General features: G+C 62.5%; 19 protein-coding genes. 6 read left to right on the top strand and 13 right to left on the bottom strand.

Features of this window, described 5'->3' with window-relative positions; translation table 11 throughout:
• Window positions 1-21: 21 nt before the first annotated feature.
• From RVM27_RS11985 to lptF, 3 genes are read right to left on the bottom strand one after another with little or no spacing between them, the layout of a single operon-like run.
• A complete protein-coding gene (locus tag RVM27_RS11985) occupies window positions 22-507 on the bottom strand; it encodes an RDD family protein (protein WP_498956674.1) in 486 nt (161 codons plus the stop codon).
• Window positions 508-532: 25 nt separating this feature from the next.
• Window positions 533-1,612, bottom strand: a complete 1,080-nt coding sequence (lptG, locus tag RVM27_RS11980) for an LPS export ABC transporter permease LptG (RefSeq protein WP_498956673.1) — start codon at window positions 1,610-1,612, stop codon at window positions 533-535.
• Window positions 1,612-2,691 carry an LPS export ABC transporter permease LptF gene (gene lptF / locus RVM27_RS11975; protein ID WP_498956672.1) on the bottom strand — a complete coding sequence of 360 codons (1,080 nt, stop codon included), beginning with the start codon at window positions 2,689-2,691 and terminating at the stop codon, window positions 1,612-1,614. Before lptF ends, lptG begins: the two co-directional genes overlap by 1 nt.
• 148 nt (window positions 2,692-2,839) lie before the next feature.
• Here lptF and RVM27_RS11970 point away from each other — a divergent pair, with 148 nt between their 5' ends.
• From RVM27_RS11970 to RVM27_RS11950, 5 genes are all read left to right on the top strand, one after another.
• A complete protein-coding gene (locus RVM27_RS11970) occupies window positions 2,840-4,360 on the top strand; it encodes a leucyl aminopeptidase (protein ID WP_039175283.1) in 1,521 nt (506 codons plus the stop codon).
• Between the two features lie 151 nt (window positions 4,361-4,511).
• Window positions 4,512-5,633, top strand: a complete 1,122-nt coding sequence (locus RVM27_RS11965; protein ID WP_096922110.1) for a branched-chain amino acid aminotransferase — start codon at window positions 4,512-4,514, stop codon at window positions 5,631-5,633.
• 70 nt (window positions 5,634-5,703) lie between these two features.
• Window positions 5,704-6,135: a DNA polymerase III subunit chi gene (locus RVM27_RS11960; protein WP_081136683.1), complete on the top strand. Its 432-nt coding sequence runs from the start codon at window positions 5,704-5,706 to the stop codon at window positions 6,133-6,135.
• Between the two features lie 81 nt (window positions 6,136-6,216).
• The gene (locus RVM27_RS11955) at window positions 6,217-7,395 is read left to right on the top strand and encodes an MFS transporter (RefSeq protein ID WP_498956671.1); all 1,179 of its coding nucleotides are present in this window, start codon (window positions 6,217-6,219) and stop codon (window positions 7,393-7,395) included.
• A 119-nt stretch (window positions 7,396-7,514) separates the two neighbouring features.
• Window positions 7,515-10,409, top strand: coding sequence for a valine--tRNA ligase (locus RVM27_RS11950; protein ID WP_498956670.1), 2,895 nt, complete (start codon window positions 7,515-7,517; stop codon window positions 10,407-10,409).
• 202 nt (window positions 10,410-10,611) lie between these two features.
• Here the strand turns inward: RVM27_RS11950 and RVM27_RS11945 are convergent, their stop codons facing one another.
• From RVM27_RS11945 to RVM27_RS11935, 3 genes are read right to left on the bottom strand one after another with little or no spacing between them, the layout of a single operon-like run.
• Window positions 10,612-11,040 (bottom strand): META domain-containing protein, encoded by a 429-nt coding sequence (locus tag RVM27_RS11945; protein ID WP_445012267.1) that lies wholly within the window; start codon window positions 11,038-11,040, stop codon window positions 10,612-10,614.
• Window positions 11,041-11,088: 48 nt separating this feature from the next.
• The gene (gene gloA, locus RVM27_RS11940) at window positions 11,089-11,529 is read right to left on the bottom strand and encodes a lactoylglutathione lyase (protein WP_287808819.1); all 441 of its coding nucleotides are present in this window, start codon (window positions 11,527-11,529) and stop codon (window positions 11,089-11,091) included.
• A 55-nt stretch (window positions 11,530-11,584) separates the two neighbouring features.
• Entirely contained in the window at window positions 11,585-12,019 is a 435-nt protein-coding gene (locus RVM27_RS11935) for a DUF411 domain-containing protein (RefSeq protein ID WP_498956669.1), read from the bottom strand.
• A 124-nt stretch (window positions 12,020-12,143) separates the two neighbouring features.
• Between RVM27_RS11935 and RVM27_RS11930 the strand changes: the two genes are divergently transcribed.
• The gene (locus RVM27_RS11930; RefSeq protein ID WP_287808821.1) at window positions 12,144-12,305 is read left to right on the top strand and encodes a hypothetical protein; all 162 of its coding nucleotides are present in this window, start codon (window positions 12,144-12,146) and stop codon (window positions 12,303-12,305) included.
• A gap of 30 nt (window positions 12,306-12,335) precedes the next feature.
• Here the strand turns inward: RVM27_RS11930 and RVM27_RS11925 are convergent, their stop codons facing one another.
• The 7 genes from RVM27_RS11925 to ubiD all read right to left on the bottom strand — a co-directional run bounded on the left by RVM27_RS11925 (window position 12,336) and on the right by ubiD (window position 17,869).
• Window positions 12,336-13,064, bottom strand: a complete 729-nt coding sequence (locus RVM27_RS11925; protein WP_498956668.1) for an MliC family protein — start codon at window positions 13,062-13,064, stop codon at window positions 12,336-12,338.
• Between the two features lie 14 nt (window positions 13,065-13,078).
• Window positions 13,079-13,591 carry a DUF3087 family protein gene (locus tag RVM27_RS11920; protein WP_016915024.1) on the bottom strand — a complete coding sequence of 171 codons (513 nt, stop codon included), beginning with the start codon at window positions 13,589-13,591 and terminating at the stop codon, window positions 13,079-13,081.
• Between the two features lie 63 nt (window positions 13,592-13,654).
• Window positions 13,655-14,719 carry a 3-deoxy-7-phosphoheptulonate synthase gene (locus tag RVM27_RS11915; RefSeq protein ID WP_498956667.1) on the bottom strand — a complete coding sequence of 355 codons (1,065 nt, stop codon included), beginning with the start codon at window positions 14,717-14,719 and terminating at the stop codon, window positions 13,655-13,657.
• Between the two features lie 339 nt (window positions 14,720-15,058).
• Window positions 15,059-15,211, bottom strand: coding sequence for a hypothetical protein (locus tag RVM27_RS11910; protein ID WP_498956666.1), 153 nt, complete (start codon window positions 15,209-15,211; stop codon window positions 15,059-15,061).
• 143 nt (window positions 15,212-15,354) lie between these two features.
• Window positions 15,355-15,483, bottom strand: a complete 129-nt coding sequence (locus RVM27_RS11905) for a hypothetical protein (protein WP_016915027.1) — start codon at window positions 15,481-15,483, stop codon at window positions 15,355-15,357.
• Window positions 15,484-15,554: 71 nt separating this feature from the next.
• Entirely contained in the window at window positions 15,555-16,334 is a 780-nt protein-coding gene (locus RVM27_RS11900; RefSeq protein ID WP_498956665.1) for a ferredoxin reductase domain-containing protein, read from the bottom strand.
• Between the two features lie 41 nt (window positions 16,335-16,375).
• Window positions 16,376-17,869 (bottom strand): UbiD family decarboxylase, encoded by a 1,494-nt coding sequence (ubiD, locus tag RVM27_RS11895; RefSeq protein ID WP_498956664.1) that lies wholly within the window; start codon window positions 17,867-17,869, stop codon window positions 16,376-16,378.
• Between the last annotated feature and the right edge of the window lie 16 nt (window positions 17,870-17,885).

Raw genomic sequence — 17,885 nt, 5'->3', positions numbered from 1 at the left:
GAATTTTTTCATTATTTTTTATCACTTCTTGGGCAACACCACGGTTTCCGTGCGCGATACGATGTCGGGCCAGCTTCTGCGCTGCCGGTCGAACAGCACCCACCAATAGCCCAGCCCCAAGGCTGCCAGCGACACCCAGGCCACCGCACAGCGAATCAGGCTCTGCTGCAAGGAGATGGCGTGCCCGTCCAGCGTTTGCACGCGAAGCCGCCAGGCCTGCATCCCCAGCGTCATGCCGCCACGTCGCCAGGCATAGACGAAAAACAGCGTCACGAAGAACACCAGCATCAGCCGTAAGCTCCAGATGTCCAGCGCCGTCGTGCCGATTTCATCCGCCGTCTGGCCCAGCACGAAACGAAAGAACGCCAGATGGGCAACGGTGGCCGCAATCCAGATGGCCAGCACCAGAAAACCGTCGTAAATCATGGCGCCCAGACGGCGTCCTAGCCCCGCAGGCCATACGCTGTCTAACTGGGTGAAGCGTCTTGTGTGGGTCACTCTTTCCATCCTCTTTTCAATGCGTATGCCCCGCTCAACCGTTGCGGCGCAGGAAGTAGATGCCCACCGCCGCACAGGCCAGGGTGGGCACCAGAACAGCCCAGACCGGCGAAAACCCGAACAGCGTGGAGGCTGGGGCCAGCAGGTCCTGTACGTACTTGAACAGCAGCCCGGTAACCACGCCATAGAAGACCCGCGTCCCCGCCGCCACGGTACGTAGCGGGCCAAACACGAAGGACGCCGCGATCAGCACCAGCGAGCCCATGGTGAGCGGCAGCAGCACTTTCTGCCAGAAGTAGAGCAGCGGCTGGTCCGCCTGTAGCCCCTGGCTCTTGAGGAATTGGGCATAGGCCCAGAGTTCGCTGGGTGCCTGGCTCTGGATATCGCGCAGCAAGCGTTCCAGCTGCGTCGGCGTCAGATCCGTGTCCCAGGCAGTCGTTTGCTGATAGTCCGATTCGGTCCGAGCATCGTATATCCGAGTCGTGGTGACCTCTTCCAGCACCCAGGCGCCCTCTTCCCAGTGCGCGCGCTGCGCATGGATCGCCTCCACCAGCCGCCGTTCGTCGAAGCGGTAACGGGTCAAATCCAGCACCACGTTGTCGGCACGGATGGCGCCAAAACGGTAAACGCTGTCGCCTTCGAACTGCCAGCCGCTACGACTGGTCAGCATCGCGCCTTCGCCCTGGCGCTGCTCCAGCCGCCAGGCTTCGGCGTACTGTTCGGTGCGCGGGGTCACGAACTCGGCCACCAGCAGCACCACGACGACGACCAGCAGCACCGGTTTCATGACGCCCCATACGATACGCGCCAGCGAGCGACCCGCTGCACGCATCACGGTCAGCTCGTTACTGGAGGCCATGCTGCCCAGGCCAATCAGCGCGCCGATCAGCACCGCCACCGGCGCATACTGATAGAACCGCCAGGGCAGGCGCATGATCAGGTATAACAGCACATCCAGAGCAGTGTAGTCGCCCTGGGTGTCGCTCAAGTCACCGATGTAGGCAATCGTGATATCCAGCCCCAGCAAGACACACTGCACGACGATAATGGCCGCCAGCACGTTGCGGGCGATATAGCGATCCAGGCGGTCAGCCCCCATCAACCCATTCAGCATTAGCGCATTCCTTTCCGTTGCGAGTGCCACAGCAGCAAACAGCCCAGCCCCAGGAACAGGCCATGCACCGGCCATACGCCGATAGCCGTAGGCAGCGAGCCACCGCCGATGGCATCCACCGCCGCCAGCAGCAGGCTCAGATACGCGACATACAGAAACACCGCAGGCAGCAGCTTGGCAAAGCGCCCCTGGCGCGGGTTCACCCGAGAGAGCGGCTGTGCCAGCAGGGCCAGCACGAAGACCATCAGCGGCAGGCCTACCCGCCACTGAAACTGCGCCTGGGCGCGGGGGCTTGCGTCGTTCCACAGCTCAAGGGTACTGGCATACTCAAGAGAATCCAGCTCCTGACGGTCTCGGCTCAAACCCAGCCGCAGGGTATAGCGCTCGAAGGTCAGACGTTCGGCATTCAGAAGGCCTGGGGTGACGCCGTAGCGCTCACCGTTTTCCAGCACCAGGAAGCGACTGCCTGTCTCGACGCTGGTTTCCTGGTAGCCCGACCCGGCCCGGGTCACGTAGCTGTGCGGCTGTTCGGCCCCCTGCCGCGCCTGTTCGTGCACCAGCACTTCCTGCATCTGTCGGCCATCGCTGCTGAAATCGGTGATGTACGCGGTACGCCCACCGCCAAAATCCTGAAAACGTCCGGGGGCCAGTACCGAGACGTCCAGGCGGCTACGCTGCTCTTCCAGCGTGGCTTCGGTTTGCAAGGCCCCGGCAGGCGTCAGCCACAGGCTGCACAGCCCCACCAGCACGGCCACCACGGAAGCGGGCAGCAGCGTCACCCGCAGCAGCCGGGTCGGGCTCATGCCACAGGCCACCATGACGGTGATTTCACTGTTCATGTAGAGCTGGCCATACGCCAGCAGAATGCCGAGGAAAAACGACAGCGGCAGAATCAGCTCCATGAACCCAGGCAGATGGAACACCATCAGGCTGCCCAGAATCGTCACGGGAAAATCGCCCTCGGCCGCATCCGAGAAATAGCGGATGAACCGGCTACCCATGATCACCAGCAGCAGAATGCCTGCCACCGCAGACATGGTCAGTAATACTTCACGAGTTAAGTACCGAAATAATATCAACGTACTCTCCGGCTAGCGGTGCAGGTTGCCATGCAATGCGCCCGTGGCTTGGGTACACTATTCATTGAACTGGATACACTGATCACACTGGTCGTAAATGACGGGGCATTATCCCGAATCACTCGTTGCTTGTCTTGTTGGAGACGTCATGGAATTTTCCGTTCAGACCGCAAACCCAGCCAAAGCCGAAACGGCTTGCCTCGTTCTGCCTGTCTACAAGGATAGCGACTTACTCCCCGCTGTCGCCAAACTCGACGATGCCAGCGAGCGGCTGATCGGCCAACTGCTGAGCCGCGGTGACTTCGACGCCGCCCTGGGCAATGTGCAGATGATTCCCTTTGCGCCGGGGCTGGGCGCCGAGCGCCTGCTGCTGGTCGGGCTGGGAGAGCGCGGCAAATGCCAGGAAGCCGCTTTCCTCAAGGCACTGGATGCAGCCATGACAGCGCTGGTCAAGCTACCCATCGATGAAGCCAGCGCCACCTTCACCGACGTGCCGCTGGAAGGCCGCGATGCCAGCTGGAAAGCGCGCAAGACCCTCGAAGCTGCCGAGCGTGCCCTCTACCGCTTCGATCACTTCAAGTTCGCGCCCGCCAAACCGCCCACCCTGGCCAAGCTTCACCTGATCGTGACGGACGCCGCCGAAGGCCTGCTGGCCAAACAAGGCGCCGCGCTGGGCTGCGCGATTGGGCAAGGCATCAACTTCACTCGCACCTTGGGCAACCTGCCCGGCAACGTCTGCACGCCCCGCTACCTGGCCGAACAGGCCGAAGCGCTGGGGCGCGATTCACAAGGTGCGCTGGCCGTCGACATCCTGGATGAGGAAGCGCTGGAAGCGCTGGGCGCTCACTCGCTACTTTCCGTGGGTCGCGGCAGCCGCGAACCCTCGCGCCTGATCGTGATGAAGTATCAAGGTGCCGAGGATGCCGACGAAGCGCCCCACGTGCTGATCGGCAAAGGCATTACCTTCGATACCGGCGGCATCTCGCTCAAGCCCGGCGAAGGCATGGACGAGATGAAGTTCGACATGGGCGGCGCCGCCAGCGTGTTCGGCACCGTCAAAGCCGTGCTGGCCATCAAGCCCAAACTCAATGCGGTGTTCATCGTCGCTGCGGCCGAGAACATGCCCGACGGCGCTGCCACCAAGCCGGGCGATATCATCAAGACCCTGAAGGGCTTGAGCGTCGAAGTGCTCAACACCGATGCCGAGGGCCGACTGGTGCTGTGCGATGCGCTCACCTACGCCGAGCGCTTCACGCCGGCCAGCGTCGTGGATATCGCCACGCTGACCGGTGCCTGCATCGTTGCCTTGGGCCATCACGCCACCGGCCTGCTGGCCAATGACGACGACCTGGCCCTCGACCTGCTGGACGCCGGTGAAACCGCCTGGGACCGCGCCTGGCACCTGCCGCTGTGGGACGAGTACCAGGAGCAGCTGGACTCCAACTTTGCCGACCTGGCCAACATTGGTGGCCGCCCAGCGGGCACCATCACGGCGGCCTGCTTCCTGTCGCGCTTCGCCGACCACTTCCCCTGGGCGCACCTGGACATCGCGGGCACAGCCTGGCACTCCGGCAAACAGAAAGGCGCCACGGGTCGCCCGGTGGGTCTGCTGACCCAATACCTGCTGGACCGTGAAGCCGACGCCCAAGTGGAAAACAGCGGCGACTGACGCCAAAACAGGCCAACAATGGTTGCCTTTCCGTAGCGCAACCGTTAAACCTGACAGCATAAGCGTGTGCCGGGGCTACCTCGGCACACGCGATACCCCATACAACGCTTTTACGCCCTTCGGGGCCTGGCTCTAGCGGAGAGAACACGCCGTGCCCACAGCTTCAGATGCTCAGTTCGACTCACGTTTTGAAACGCTGCCCTCCAACCAGCCGGTGGCCGATGCGATTCGTGACAATATTCTGCAAAACCCAGGGTTCGGTAAGCACTTCACCGACCACATGGCCCACGTGCGCTGGACCATCGATGCCGACTGGCACGGCCATCAGGTGCGCCCCTACGGCCCGCTGACCCTGGACCCTGCCGCCTCGGTGCTGCACTACGGCCAGGAAATCTTCGAAGGCATCAAGGCGTACCGTCACGCGGATGGCTCGGTGTGGACCTTCCGTCCCGAGAAGAACGCCGAGCGTTTCCGCCGCAGTGCTCGCCGCCTGGCCCTGCCGGAACTCTCCGATGAAGACTTCCTCGGCTCGCTGAAAGCGCTGCTGGCCCAGGATCACGTCTGGGTACCCACCCCCGCCAACGACGCCGACGAGTGCAGCCTCTACCTGCGTCCGTTCATGATCGCTTCGGAAGCGTTTCTGGGCGTGCGTCCGGCCCACGAAGTCGATTACTACGTGATTGCGTCGCCCGCGGCGGCCTACTTCAAAGGCGGCATCGAGCCGGTCTCCATCTGGCTCTCTTCCCACTACAAGCGCGCGGCCCCCGGCGGCACCGGCTTTGCCAAGTGTGGCGGCAACTACGCGGCCTCCCTGGCAGCTCAAAAAGAAGCGGCTGCCAATGGCTGTAGCCAGGTGGCGTTTCTGGATGCGGCCGAGAACAAGTGGATCGAAGAGCTGGGCGGCATGAACCTGTTCTTCGTTTACAAGGATGGCCGCATCGTCACACCGCGCCTGACCGACACCATTCTCGAAGGCGTGACCCGCAACTCTATCCTGACCCTGGCCAAGGATGCGGGCCTGACGCCCGAAGAGCGCGCCATCAGCATCGACGAATGGCGCGAAGGCGCGGCCTCCGGCGAGATCACCGAAGTCTTTGCCTGTGGCACCGCCGCCGTGATCACGCCAGTGGGGGAACTGGTGACCGAAAACGAGCGTATCCGCCTGCAGGGTGACGGCAACAACGAAATAGCCAAGCGCATCCGCAAGACGCTGCTCGACCTTCAGTATGGCCGCAGCGAAGACAAGTACGGCTGGCTGACCCGCCTGGTCTAATCACACCGGGCTTTGCCCCCCGGCCGCTGCTCGGCCGGGGGGAGCACCGCCAGACTGCTGGAGCCATCCGATGGCGCGTATCGATTTCTATATTCTTCCCGACACCACCCTCGACGCCCGCCTGCAGTTCGCCTGTAAACTGGCAGAGACCATCCATCGCAAAGGCTACCGCCTGCACCTGCACTGCGAAGACAAGGCGCTGGCCGAACAGGCCGACGACGCCCTGTGGCACTTTCGCGACGATGCCTACCTGCCCCATGCGCTGGAAGACAGCGAGCTGGCGGCCAGCGTGCCCATCACTCTGGGCTGGCAGCGGTTGCCGGTGCCCACGGAAGCGACCGCGCTACTTAATCTGCACCCTGAGATCCCCGAGGGTTTCGAGCACTACGCCCGAGTCGCGGAAATCATCAACCAGCACCAGCAGGTGCTGCTGGCCAAGCGCGCCTGCTGGCAGCGCTACAAGGCGCTGGGGCACGAGGTGGTGCCGCACAAGTTAGGCTGAGGGCCAGGCGCTCCGAGCAACTCCCCCCTGCCGTCCACCAAGCATCATTCAATAACAACAACTCCAAGGATGGGACACCCCATGCCGTCAACTGTACTGGCCCGCTGGCCGCTTGCCGTCATTGTCACTGCTCAGCTCTTTGGTACCTCGCTGTGGTTCAGCATCAACGGCGTTGGCCTGGCGCTGCAGGAAGCGGCGGGGCTCAGCGAGCGCGACCTGGGGCTGCTGACCATGGCCGTTCAAGCGGGCTTCATTACCGGCACGCTGGCCATCGCCACCACGGGCCTGGCGGACCGCGTACGGGCCAGCCAGCTGTTTGCCGTCTCGGCCGTGCTGGGCGCCGTGCTCAATGCCGCCTTCATTGGCGTGGTGGAGAGCCTCTCGCTGGCAGCCATGGCACGTTTCATGGTGGGGCTTTGCCTGGCAGGCATCTACCCGCTGGGCATGAAGCTGGTGGTCAGTTGGACACCCCGCCATGCAGGCTCGGCACTGGGGTGGCTGGTCGGCATGCTGACCCTCGGCATTGCCTCGCCGCACCTGCTGCGGGGCGTCACGCTGCATTTGCCCTGGCAGTGGCCGCTGCTGCTCTCCTCGGTGCTGGCGCTGCTGGCCGCGCTGCTGATTCTGCGGCTGGGCACAGGGCCCCACCTGCCTGCCAAGGCCTCGGCAGGCCGCCCTTGGGCAGGGCTTGCCGCCTTCAAACAGAAAGCTTTCCGCGCCGCCTCGCTGGGCTATTTTGGCCACTGCTGGGAACTCTACGCCCTGTGGGCGCTGGTCCCCTTGCTGGTGGCCAGAGAGCTGGAACGGCTCAGCGCCGCCGCCAGCCTTCAGCCGTGGCTCAGCTTTGCCGTGATCGCGCTGGGCCTGCCCGGGTGTGTGCTGGCAGGCCGCTGGAGCCGTCGCATAGGCAGCGCAAAGGTGGCCTTCGTAGCGCTGGCGGTATCCGGCACCCTATGCCTTCTATACCCGCTGCTGGCGGGCCTTTCCCCAGGGTTCCTGCTGGCCCTGCTGGCGCTCTGGGGCATCAGCGTGATTGCCGATTCGGCGCAGTTTTCGGCCCTGGCATCGGCCAGCGCGCCCCCCGAGCGGCTGGGTGCCGCCCTGGCCATGATGAATGCCATCGGCTTTGCACTGACCATCCCATCCATCGCGCTGGTAACGTCGCTATGGGAAAGCCAGGGGCCCTGGGTGACCTGGTGGCTGCTGCCCGGCCCCGTGGTTGGCCTGTTGACCATGCGGGGTTTAAGGACGCATTCTTGATCCGTCAATACACCCCTGACGCCCCCAGGCGAGTCGCGCTATACTTGTCGCCATTTTGCATCCTTGACCTATGAATTCGATACCTCGCCAGGCGGGGCGTCTCTGCTGTGAGTGACTCCATGGATAAGACCTACCAACCCGAACAGATCGAAACCCGCTGGTACGAGCGCTGGGAAGCCGACAATCGCTTCGCGCCATCGGGTCATGGCCAACCCTTCTCGATCATGATTCCGCCGCCCAACGTTACCGGCAGCCTGCACATGGGCCATGCGTTCCAGGACACCATCATGGATACCCTGACGCGCTGGAAACGAATGCAGGGCAACAACACCCTGTGGCAGGTAGGCACCGACCACGCGGGTATCGCCACGCAGATGCTGGTGGAGCGCAAGATTGCCGTAGAAGAAGGCAAGACCCGCCATGACCTGGGCCGGGATGCCTTCATCGACAAGGTGTGGGAGTGGAAGGAGGAGTCCGGCGGCCACATTACCCGCCAGCTGCGCCGCATGGGCGCCAGCGTTGACTGGAGCCGTGAGCGCTTCACCATGGACGATGGATTCTACAAGGCGGTTCAGGAAGTCTTCGTGCGCCTGCATGAAGAGGGCCTGATCTATCGCGGCAAGCGGCTGGTGAACTGGGACCCCACCCTGCACACCGCCATTTCCGACCTGGAAGTCGAAAACAAGGAGCAGCAGGGCAGCTTCTGGCACTTCCGCTACCCGCTGGCCGATGGCGTCAAAACCGACGACGGCAAGGATTACGTGGTGGTCGCCACTACCCGCCCGGAAACCCTGCTGGGCGACACCGGCGTAGCCGTGAACCCGGAAGACCCGCGCTATGCATCGCTGGTCGGCAAGTTCATCGAGCTGCCGCTGGTGGGCCGCCGCATTCCCATCGTGGCCGACGAGCACGCCGACATGGAGAAAGGCTCTGGCTGCGTGAAGATCACCCCGGCCCACGACTTCAACGACTACGAAGTCGGCAAGCGCCAGAACCACCTACTGATCAACGTCTTCACCAAGGATGCCACCATTCTGGAGCAGGCGGAAATCTTCGACCTGAAAGGTCAACCGCAGCCCGATGAAGACGCCAGCCTGCCGGCCAAGTACGCGGGCCTGGACCGTTTCGAGGCACGCAAGCAGATCGTTGCGGACATGGACGCGCTCGGCCTGCTGGAGCAAGTGGAAAGCGTCAATAACACGCTGCCCTACGGCGACCGCTCCGGCGATGTCATCGAGCCGCTGCTCACCGACCAGTGGTTCGTGGCGGTGGAAAGCCTGGCCAAGCCCGCCATCGCGGCGGTAGAGAATGGCGACATCCAATTCGTGCCCAAAAACTACGAAAACATGTATTTCGCCTGGATGCGCGACCTGCAGGACTGGTGTATCTCCCGCCAGCTGTGGTGGGGCCACCGCATTCCTGCCTGGTACGACGCCGACGGCAATGTGTACGTGGCTCGAACTGAAGAGGAAGCCCGCGAGAAGCATGGCCTCGGCGCTGACGTCGTACTGACCCAGGACGAAGACGTGCTGGACACCTGGTTCAGCTCGGGCCTGTGGACTTTCGCCACCCTGGGCTGGCCGGAAAAAACCCCGGAGCTGGACACCTTCCACCCCTCCAGCGTGCTGGTCACCGGTTTCGACATCATCTTCTTCTGGGTCGCCCGGATGATCATGATGACGCTGAAATTCACCGGCGAAGTCCCCTTCAAGACCGTCTACGTTCATGGCCTGGTGCGCGACGGCCAGGGCCAGAAGATGTCCAAGTCCAAGGGCAACGTGCTCGACCCCATCGACCTGATCGACGGCATCACCCTGGAGGCGCTGCTGGAAAAACGCACCGGCAACATGATGCAGCCCCAGAAAGCCAAGGCGATTGCCAAAGCCACCAAAGAGGAATTTAAAGACGGCATCGAGCCCCACGGCACCGATGCGCTGCGCTTTACCTTCCTTTCACAGGCCACTACCGGGCGCGATATCAAGTTCGACATGAACCGCCTGGATGGCTACCGCAACTTCTGCAACAAGCTGTGGAACGCCTCGCGCTACGTGCTGATGAACGCCGAAGGCGAAGACTGCGGCAACCAGGGTGAGGAAGTGGAGCTCTCGCTGGCTGACCGCTGGATCATTTCCCAACTGCAGAAAACCGAAGCGCAGGTCACCAAGGCGATGGACGAGTACCGCTTCGACCACGCCTCCCAGGCGCTTTACGAGTTCGTCTGGAACGAGTATTGCGATTGGTATCTCGAGCTTTCCAAGCCGGTGCTGTGGGAAGATGACGTACAGGGAAGTACCAATGCCGCGGGAGACAGGACGTCGGAAGCGGCAGCGCTAGTGAAGCGTAAGCGCGGCACGCGCCGCACCCTGGTGCGGGTGCTCGAAACCATCCTGCGCCTGGCCCACCCGATGATGCCTTACATCTCGGAAGAGATCTGGCAGCGGGTCGCCCCTCTGGCGGGCACCTATGTGGGCGAGGGCGCGTCCATCATGCACCAGGCCTGGCCAGAAGCCGACGAGAGCAAGATTGACGAGCAGGCCACCCGGGATATCGAGTGGCTGAAGGGCGTGATCATCGCGGTGCGCAACATCCGCGCCGAAATGAACATTGCCCCCGGCAAGCCGCTGGACGTGCTGCTGACCAAGGGCCAGCCGGAAGACGCCGAACGCCTGGACCAGAACCGTCGTTTCCTGGCCAAGCTGGCCAAACTGGAAAGCGTCACGTGGCTGGCCAACCCGGATGAAGCGCCGCTCTCGGCTACCCAGCTCGTCGGTGATATGGAAGTGCTGGTGCCCATGGCCGACCTGATCGACAAGGACGCCGAGCTTGCCCGCCTTGCCAAGGAGATCGACAAGCAGGACAAGCTGATTGGCGGCATCGAGAAGAAGCTGGGCAACGATGGCTTCATTGCCAAGGCCCCCGTGGCGGTGGTGGAAAAGGAGCGGGCAAAGCTCGCCGAATTCCAGGCCACTCGGCAGCTGCTGGAAGAGCAGCAGGCCAAGATTGCAGCCATGTAACGCCGCACCGCTGATGCACGACACGACGGCACCCCCAGGGGTGCCGTTTTGGTCAGCGCCCTGAATACGGGCGGCCCACGAGATTCGCACCGCCCATCGGTTTTTCAGGCCGCTGGGTATGGGAATGGAAAAAGCGGATCGATGCGCGCTTCATTGCCCGCTTCAATCCGCCTTTCACACATTAAAATCGCCCCTACCGCTGCTAGCCGTTGGCTTTGCGCCAGCCGCCCAGCACCCGGCTATCCGGGCCGAAGAACACCAGCCGATCATGGTCGATCAGGTAGCGGTAGGCGGTATCCAGCATGTCCGTGACCCGCTTGGCATCTTCCATGTTCGGGCAGGCCATGCGGGTGGATGCCAACTCGCTGAACTCGATGCGCTGACTCTCCCCCAGACTAACGGTGCCGGTAAACTGGTTGCAGCCATCCGAACCACTCACCTTGCCATCGCGCCCAATGCGGAAAAATGGCGTACTGGGCATCGACAAACGCTCATCGGTCCCCACCAGCAGCAGGTTCCAACGCTGCTCGACGACCGGCCCCGACAGATCACCACGGGGGGGCGCATCCACTCGCTCCTGCTGAGGTGAGCTACCACAGGCAGCCACCAGTAGCGCCAGACTCAACCCCATCAACGTATTACGATAGTGTGCTTTCACCTTGCGTGTGCTCCTGCTCATTCACCAGCTGCCGCTGTTTTCCATGGACGCCCAGGGCTCTTGAGGCGCCAGGGCATCGCCTTTTTGCAATAACTCGATGGAGATGCCATCCGGCGACTTCACGAACGCCATATGGCCGTCCCGAGGCGGGCGATTGATGGTGACACCATTGTCCTGGAGCTTCTGGCACAGGTCATAGATGTTCTCGACACGGTAAGCCAGGTGACCGAAATTGCGCCCGCCGGTGTACTCCTCGGGGTCCCAGTTGTAGGTCAGTTCCAGCTCGGGTGCCGTCAGGCGCGCTGAGCGCTCTTCATCGTCCGGCGCGGCCAGAAATACCAATGTAAAGCGCCCCTTCTCGTTCTCTTTACGGCGTACTTCCTTGAGGCCTAGCAGGTCGCAGTAGAAGTGCAGCGAGGCGTCCAGATCATGGACGCGCACCATGGTATGCAGAAATTGCATTGAGTCGTCTCTCTCTGGTCAAGTGCAGCGCCAGTGGGTCAGCGCTAACCCTTTGCTATGGTTGAAGATACTCGCTAAAGATAGCAGGCGGACGCGCATCACGGGTGAATCCGAGCACCGCGTAGTCGTCTACCCTGCCGGCTTCCATGCCCGGTGAACCATGCGGCATACCGGGTACGGCCAGGCCAGCAATGGCCGGGCGCTCCTCCAGCAGGCGCTGAATATCCGCCGCTGGCACGTGGCCCTCGATGACATAGCCCTCTACCAGCGCCGTATGACAGGACGCCAGCTCAGGGGTAACGCCATGCTCTATCTTGATGGCGCGCACCCCATCATGGCGGTGGTGGTCGACCTCGAAGCCAGCCTCTTCCAGGTGGCTTACCCAGTCGCTGCAACAGCCGCAGTGGGGGTCACTGTGTACCTCGATCACGGGAGCGGCCTGTGCAAACGACAACGATACCGCTAGCCCTGCTATCATCGACAGCGGCATTATTAGACACTTTTTCGACATTTCATCACCATCACTAAAGATCCATATAATACTAACACCATCACGCGATAGACGGGACGACCCCGGGAGGCATCAGTGGATTCGATTACACAGGCGGCGCTGGGTGCCGCTGGAGAGCAGCGAGCAGGTCAGCGCCCCTCGCGGGCTGGAGCTGGAAACCCTGGCGCGCCTGGCGTCACGGGCAGGCGGCGATATTTCGGCACTCTGCGCCACTGACTTCGTCGATCCTCAATGGCGAGCAGAGCCCTTCCTCTATCGCTGCTGAGCCCGCATGAAGGGAAGTTCAGAGTTGTGCTCAGGGCGCAATGCCCTGGCCACACCCCTTGTACTGCTCGCCGCCGATACTGACCGTGACACGGGCTGGGTACGGCTGGCCTTTCATGTCGTCAAAACAGGCCCCTGATTCGATCCTTACCCGGAAAAACGACTCGGCATCGGCGTTTTCGATCACCACACGACCCGCGGCGTTATCCATGACGCTGACCATATAAGGTAGCGTGGTCGTTTCACTGCCGTACTGCGTGGTCCAGGTCATGACCGGTGCGTCATGGGCCAGCTCGATACTCCAGCCGGGCTCGTTGCCTCGCGCCAGGAACATGACGCCCGGATGTGCCGCCCGGGTGGCCGCAGCGCGTGCCAACCCCTGCTGGCACTGCAACTGGCCACGCGGCGTCTCTACCTGGGCCTGCTCGCCACGGTTCCAGAAGCTGATCTCGCCATCCTGATAACGCGCACCACTGGCCACCACGGCCTGCGGCAAACGCCAGGCACCGTGCAGCGACCACAAGCGCAATTCGTCGCCATTCAAGGCGGTGACCAGATCCTGATGAGCAGGCTGGCAATGCCAGGCCTGGAACTGCTCCGCACTGCCGGGAAACAGTGCAGAAGGCAACAAGGGTGCGGTGCTATGCACCGTGGTGCGGGTGGGGGTTTCCGCCGCAGGTGGGGCACTGGCACAGCCTGCCAGCAGGGCCACCGAGGCCATGGCCAACAGCGGACGAAAGGTAATGGGCTTGGCAATCATGAGGCAGGTTCCCGTTATGACGGTTTGAAGGCGCTGAGATCGTGCGGGTCGAAAGACGTTACCTCTGCGGGCAAGCCGAGCGCTTCGCGCCGGACCTTGACCTGCATCTTTTCGGCCAGCCGTTCGGCATCGTCATCGGTGGTGCGGCCGTTCAGTTCGGCCAGTTGCGACATGCCCTGGTGATAAAAGGTCAGGATATCCAGCGCTAGGCGATTATCCTCTTCTACCCCACGACGCAGCGGCTGCAGATAGCTGCTGATGCGCGACAGGTGATGCTTGAGCTGCCAGACATAGCGCATCTCCACCATCCAGGGCCGCTCACGCAGGGCCGCAAACATGGCGCTGGTCGCCAGCAGACCCAGCAGCACCCCGAGGGCATTCAGCCAGAAGCTGCTGCCGAAAGTCGCGGTCAGCAGCATAGAGAACAGCAGGCCGAACACCACCAGCTGCCCTGCCATGATGATGCTGATGATGCGCGCCTTGCGCCGATAGGTATCTGGATCGTGGTGCTCAAGGGTAAAGGCCATGGCCAACCTCGTTATCGAAAGGAACCTCTTATGATACGGGGCTGACCAGGTCAGTCAACGCGCTCAGGCCAGCTGTTCGGCGGCGCTCTTCAGCAGCCGCTCGGTGGTCTCCCAACCCACGCAGGCATCGGTGACCGAGACGCCATAGCGCAGTTGGCCCGGGCTCAGCGGCTGCTTGCCTTCGAACAGATGGCTCTCCAGCATCAGCGCGACCAGGCGGGCCTCGCCTGCCTGGCGCTGCGCCAGCACCTCCCGCATGACCTCGCTTTGCCGACGATGATCCTTGCGAGCGTTGGCATGGCTGCAGTCCACCATCAGGCGCGGGTTCTGCCCCGCACGTTGCAGCGTGTCGATGGCCGCCTGCACGTGGTGGGCCTGGTAATTGGGCTCACCGTGCCCGCCGCGCAACACCACATGGGTGTGCGGGTTACCGGCGGTTTCCTGCATGATGGGGCGGCCCTGGCGGTCCATGGCAAACCGCTGATGGGCGTGCGCCGCAGCCTGCATGGCGTCGATGGCCACCTGCACATCACCACTGGTGGCGTTCTTGAAGCCTACCGCGGCGGTCAGATCACTGGCCAGCTCCCGGTGCAGCTGGGACTCCGTGGTCCGCGCGCCAATCGCCACCCAGCTCAGCAGGTCATCCAGGTAAGGCGCCAGCATGGGCTGCAACAGCTCGGTCGCCACCGGCAAGCCGCGCGAGGCCACCGCATGCATCAACTCCCGCGACAGGGCAATTCCATGAGGCATGTCGCCGCTGCCATCCAGGTGCGGGTCGTAGGCCAGCCCCTTCCAGCCCACCGTGGTACGCGGCTTCTCCACGTAGACACGCATGACCGGCAGGATATGCTGGCCAATGTCGTCGCTGAGCGCCGCCAGGCGGTCGGCATACTCCAGTGCGGCATCCGGGTCGTGAATGGAGCAAGGCCCGACCACCACCAGCAGGCGGTCATCCTGGCCATTCAAAATACGCTGCACTGCACGCTGCTGCTCGGCAACCTGTACGGCCAACGGGGCACTGATGGCAATGCGCTGGCGCAGCTCAGCGGGCAACGGCAAGGGTGTGGAGGACAAGGAGACGTGGTCGTCTGCCAGCGGGGCACGTTGGGGGGCAATAAGGGCATTCATGGCTCAACTCTCCGAGATCGTGGGACACAGCGCTAAACATCGCAATCCTTCCTTGCCACCCAGGCAAGCACGATCGGAGGTGGCAGCTTGCACCGACCGCGCGTCACTAAATCGCCAGCCATAGCCATAGCCGATATAACGGAAGGCCTGGGGGCTAACGATTGCGCGGTTGTGGTAAGACATGGTGCAGCTCCTGTGTTGCATTGAATGAAAACCCGTGGCCCGTTCAGGCCAGCCTGGCTGACCGCAGCGTAAAACGAAAAAAGCCTCGGGGGGTAACCCACCGAGGCTTTTTTGCATGCGGCAGGTCACCTGTGCGGTGTGCCTGCCGGCCCGACATCAGGCGTCGGCCAGCGGCACACCCTGGCTAAACCAATACGCTGCATAATAAACGGGCTGGAAAGACGCGACGCTCAGCGACGTATTCGCCCACGCGCTCGCCACCGTTTCCGGTTGGCGCTGGCGGCGGTCTGAACACGCAGCATGATGCATGGCGGCTTCCTCATGAAAAATCATAACGACGATACTGCTTAATCCTGCCTGCCAAAACGCCAAATGGCAACCCGCCATTCGAGGTTCTTCATGCAAGATTTTCCGTTCAAGGGGCTGGCCTGCCCGCCAGGCCAGCGGCAGCCTCAGTTACTGAAGGCCTGAATCCAGCCGATGGTGGCGGGCAGCGCACTCATGCTGACCAGCACGACGATGCCCAGCACGATAGGCAGCAGTCCGGATTCATCTTTGAAGTCTTCATCATGATGGGCCATACAGCCTCCTCGTCAAGGGTCTACAGGCGGCTCTTGCCGCTCTGCTCTATTGCTTACGTCGGTGGATCATTCTAGTGAGGGCGTGGAGCGTAGGCAAACACATCCGAGAACATACGCTCACTGCTCGCGCCCAGCCGCTCCAGCACATCGACACAGGCGTACACCATGCCCGGCGAGCCAGAGAGGTAAATATCACAGCCTTCCGGCGTGTCCAGCGTTTTTTCCAGCGCCTTCAGCAATTGGCTCTCCAGCACCAGGTCTATCCGCCCCTGGTGGTGGTGAATACGCTCGCCAGCAGCGAGAGGTTCGGTCAGCGGAAATTCGGTCACCGCATGAAACGACAGCTGCTCGGCCTGCTGAGCCCACTGGCATGCCAGATCTTCGGCATACAGGTCGCGGTGCTCGCGGTTTGCCCACCACAGCGATATCGGCCGCTGTGGCTGGTCACGCAGGGTCGCCTCAACGATGGCTTTCATCTGCGCGAACCCGGTTCCTGCGGCGATCAACAGCAGGGGGCGTTCACTCTGCCCATCCAGCACACAGACACCCTTGGGCAGGCGTACGGTCAGCTGGTTGGCCACCTGTAGCAACTGGCGTAAGCGGCGGGAGTTCTCGCGCTCGGGCCAGTGCTGGATCTGCAGCTCCAGGGTGCCGTCGCCGCGGTCGGCGCTGGCAATCGAGAAAGGCACCCAGGTATCGTCGTCCAGCTTGAGTTCCAGGTACTGGCCGGGCGCATGCTGCATTGCCTCTGCGCGTCCGGCAAGCGCCACCCTGAAGACATCGGGAGTGAGATCTTCAACGGCGGTCACCTGGCAGGTCAGCGTTTTACACGTTGACGTATTAACGCTCATGAAAGCCTCTTTTTGGCAAATCGTTCAGTCCCACGGCAGCACTAGCCGTGTCGCGGTGCAGGCAGGGGAATATCGATACCCAGCTCTTCCCAACGCTGGTCGACGCGGGTCTTGATGGCATCGTCCATCACGATGGGCGTTCCCCACTCTCGGTCGGTTTCCCCGGGCCACTTGTTGGTGGCGTCCAGACCCATCTTGGAGCCCAGCCCGGAAACCGGCGAGGCAAAGTCCAGGTAGTCGATGGGGGTGTTCTCGACCATCACCGTGTCCCGGGCCGGGTCCATGCGGGTGGTGATTGCCCACATGACGTCTTCCCAGTTACGAGCATCCACATCGTCGTCCAGCACGATCACGAATTTGGTGTACATGAACTGACGCAAAAAGCTCCACACCCCCATCATCACCCGCTTGGCATGGCCCGGATACTGCTTCTTCATGGTGACCACCGCCATGCGGTAGGAGCAGCCTTCCGGCGGCAGGTAGAAATCGACGATTTCGGGGAACTGCTTGCACAGGATCGGCACGAACACCTCGTTGAGCGCCACGCCAAGAATGGCGGGCTCATCGGGAGGACGCCCCGTGTACGTGGAGTGGTAGATCGCGTCGCGGCGCATGGTCATGCGCGTCACGGTAAACACCGGGAACCGGTCTACTTCGTTGTAGTAGCCGGTGTGGTCGCCGAAGGGGCCTTCCGGGGCCATGTCGTCGGGGTAGATGAACCCTTCCAGCATGATTTCAGCGGAGGCAGGCACGTCCAGCTCGGCATGGCCGCACTTGACCAGCTCGGTGCGCGACCCGCGCAGCAGTCCGGCAAACGCGTACTCCGAGAGCGAATCGGGCACCGGGGTGACCGCCCCCAGGATCGTGGCGGGGTCTGCCCCCAGGGCCACGGCCACGGGGAAGGGCTCGCCAGGATGCGCCTTCTGGAATTCCAGAAAGTCCAGCGCGCCCCCACGATGGGAGAGCCAACGCATGATCAGCCGGTTCTTGCCGATCTTTTGCTGGCGGTAGATCCCCAGGTTCTGACGTTTCTTGTGCGGCCCTTTGGTGATCACCAGCGGCCAGGTCACCAGCGGCGCTGCATCACCCGGCCAGCAGTGCTGAATGGGCAGGCGGTCCAGGTCTACGTCGTCACCTTCGTAGACCACTTCCTGGACCGGGGCGCGTTTGACGTTCTTCGGCCCCATGCTAAGCACCTGCTTGAAGATCGGCAGCTTCTCCCAGGCGTCCTTCAGCCCTTTGGGCGGGTCAGGCTCCTTCAGAAACGCCAGCAGTTTGCCGACTTCCCGCAGGGCTTCTACCGACTCCTGCCCCATGCCCAGCGCAACGCGCTTGGGCGTACCAAACAGGTTGCCCAACAGGGGCATGTCGTGACCTTTGACATTTTCGAACAGCAGTGCCGGGCCACCAGCACGCAGCGTACGGTCACAGATTTCGGTAATTTCAAGGTAGGGGTCAACTTCGGCGGTAATGCGCTTGAGCTCACCTTGAGCTTCCAGCGCTGCTATGAAATCGCGCAAGTTGTTGTACTTCAAGGTCCTCTCCTCAACC

The sequence above is a fragment of the Halomonas sp. KM007 genome (assembly GCF_050709225.1).
GTDB lineage: Bacteria > Pseudomonadota > Gammaproteobacteria > Pseudomonadales > Halomonadaceae > Vreelandella > Vreelandella hamiltonii.
The sequence above is the reverse complement of the archived record's forward strand: the minus strand, read 5'-3'. Positions and strand labels throughout refer to the sequence as shown.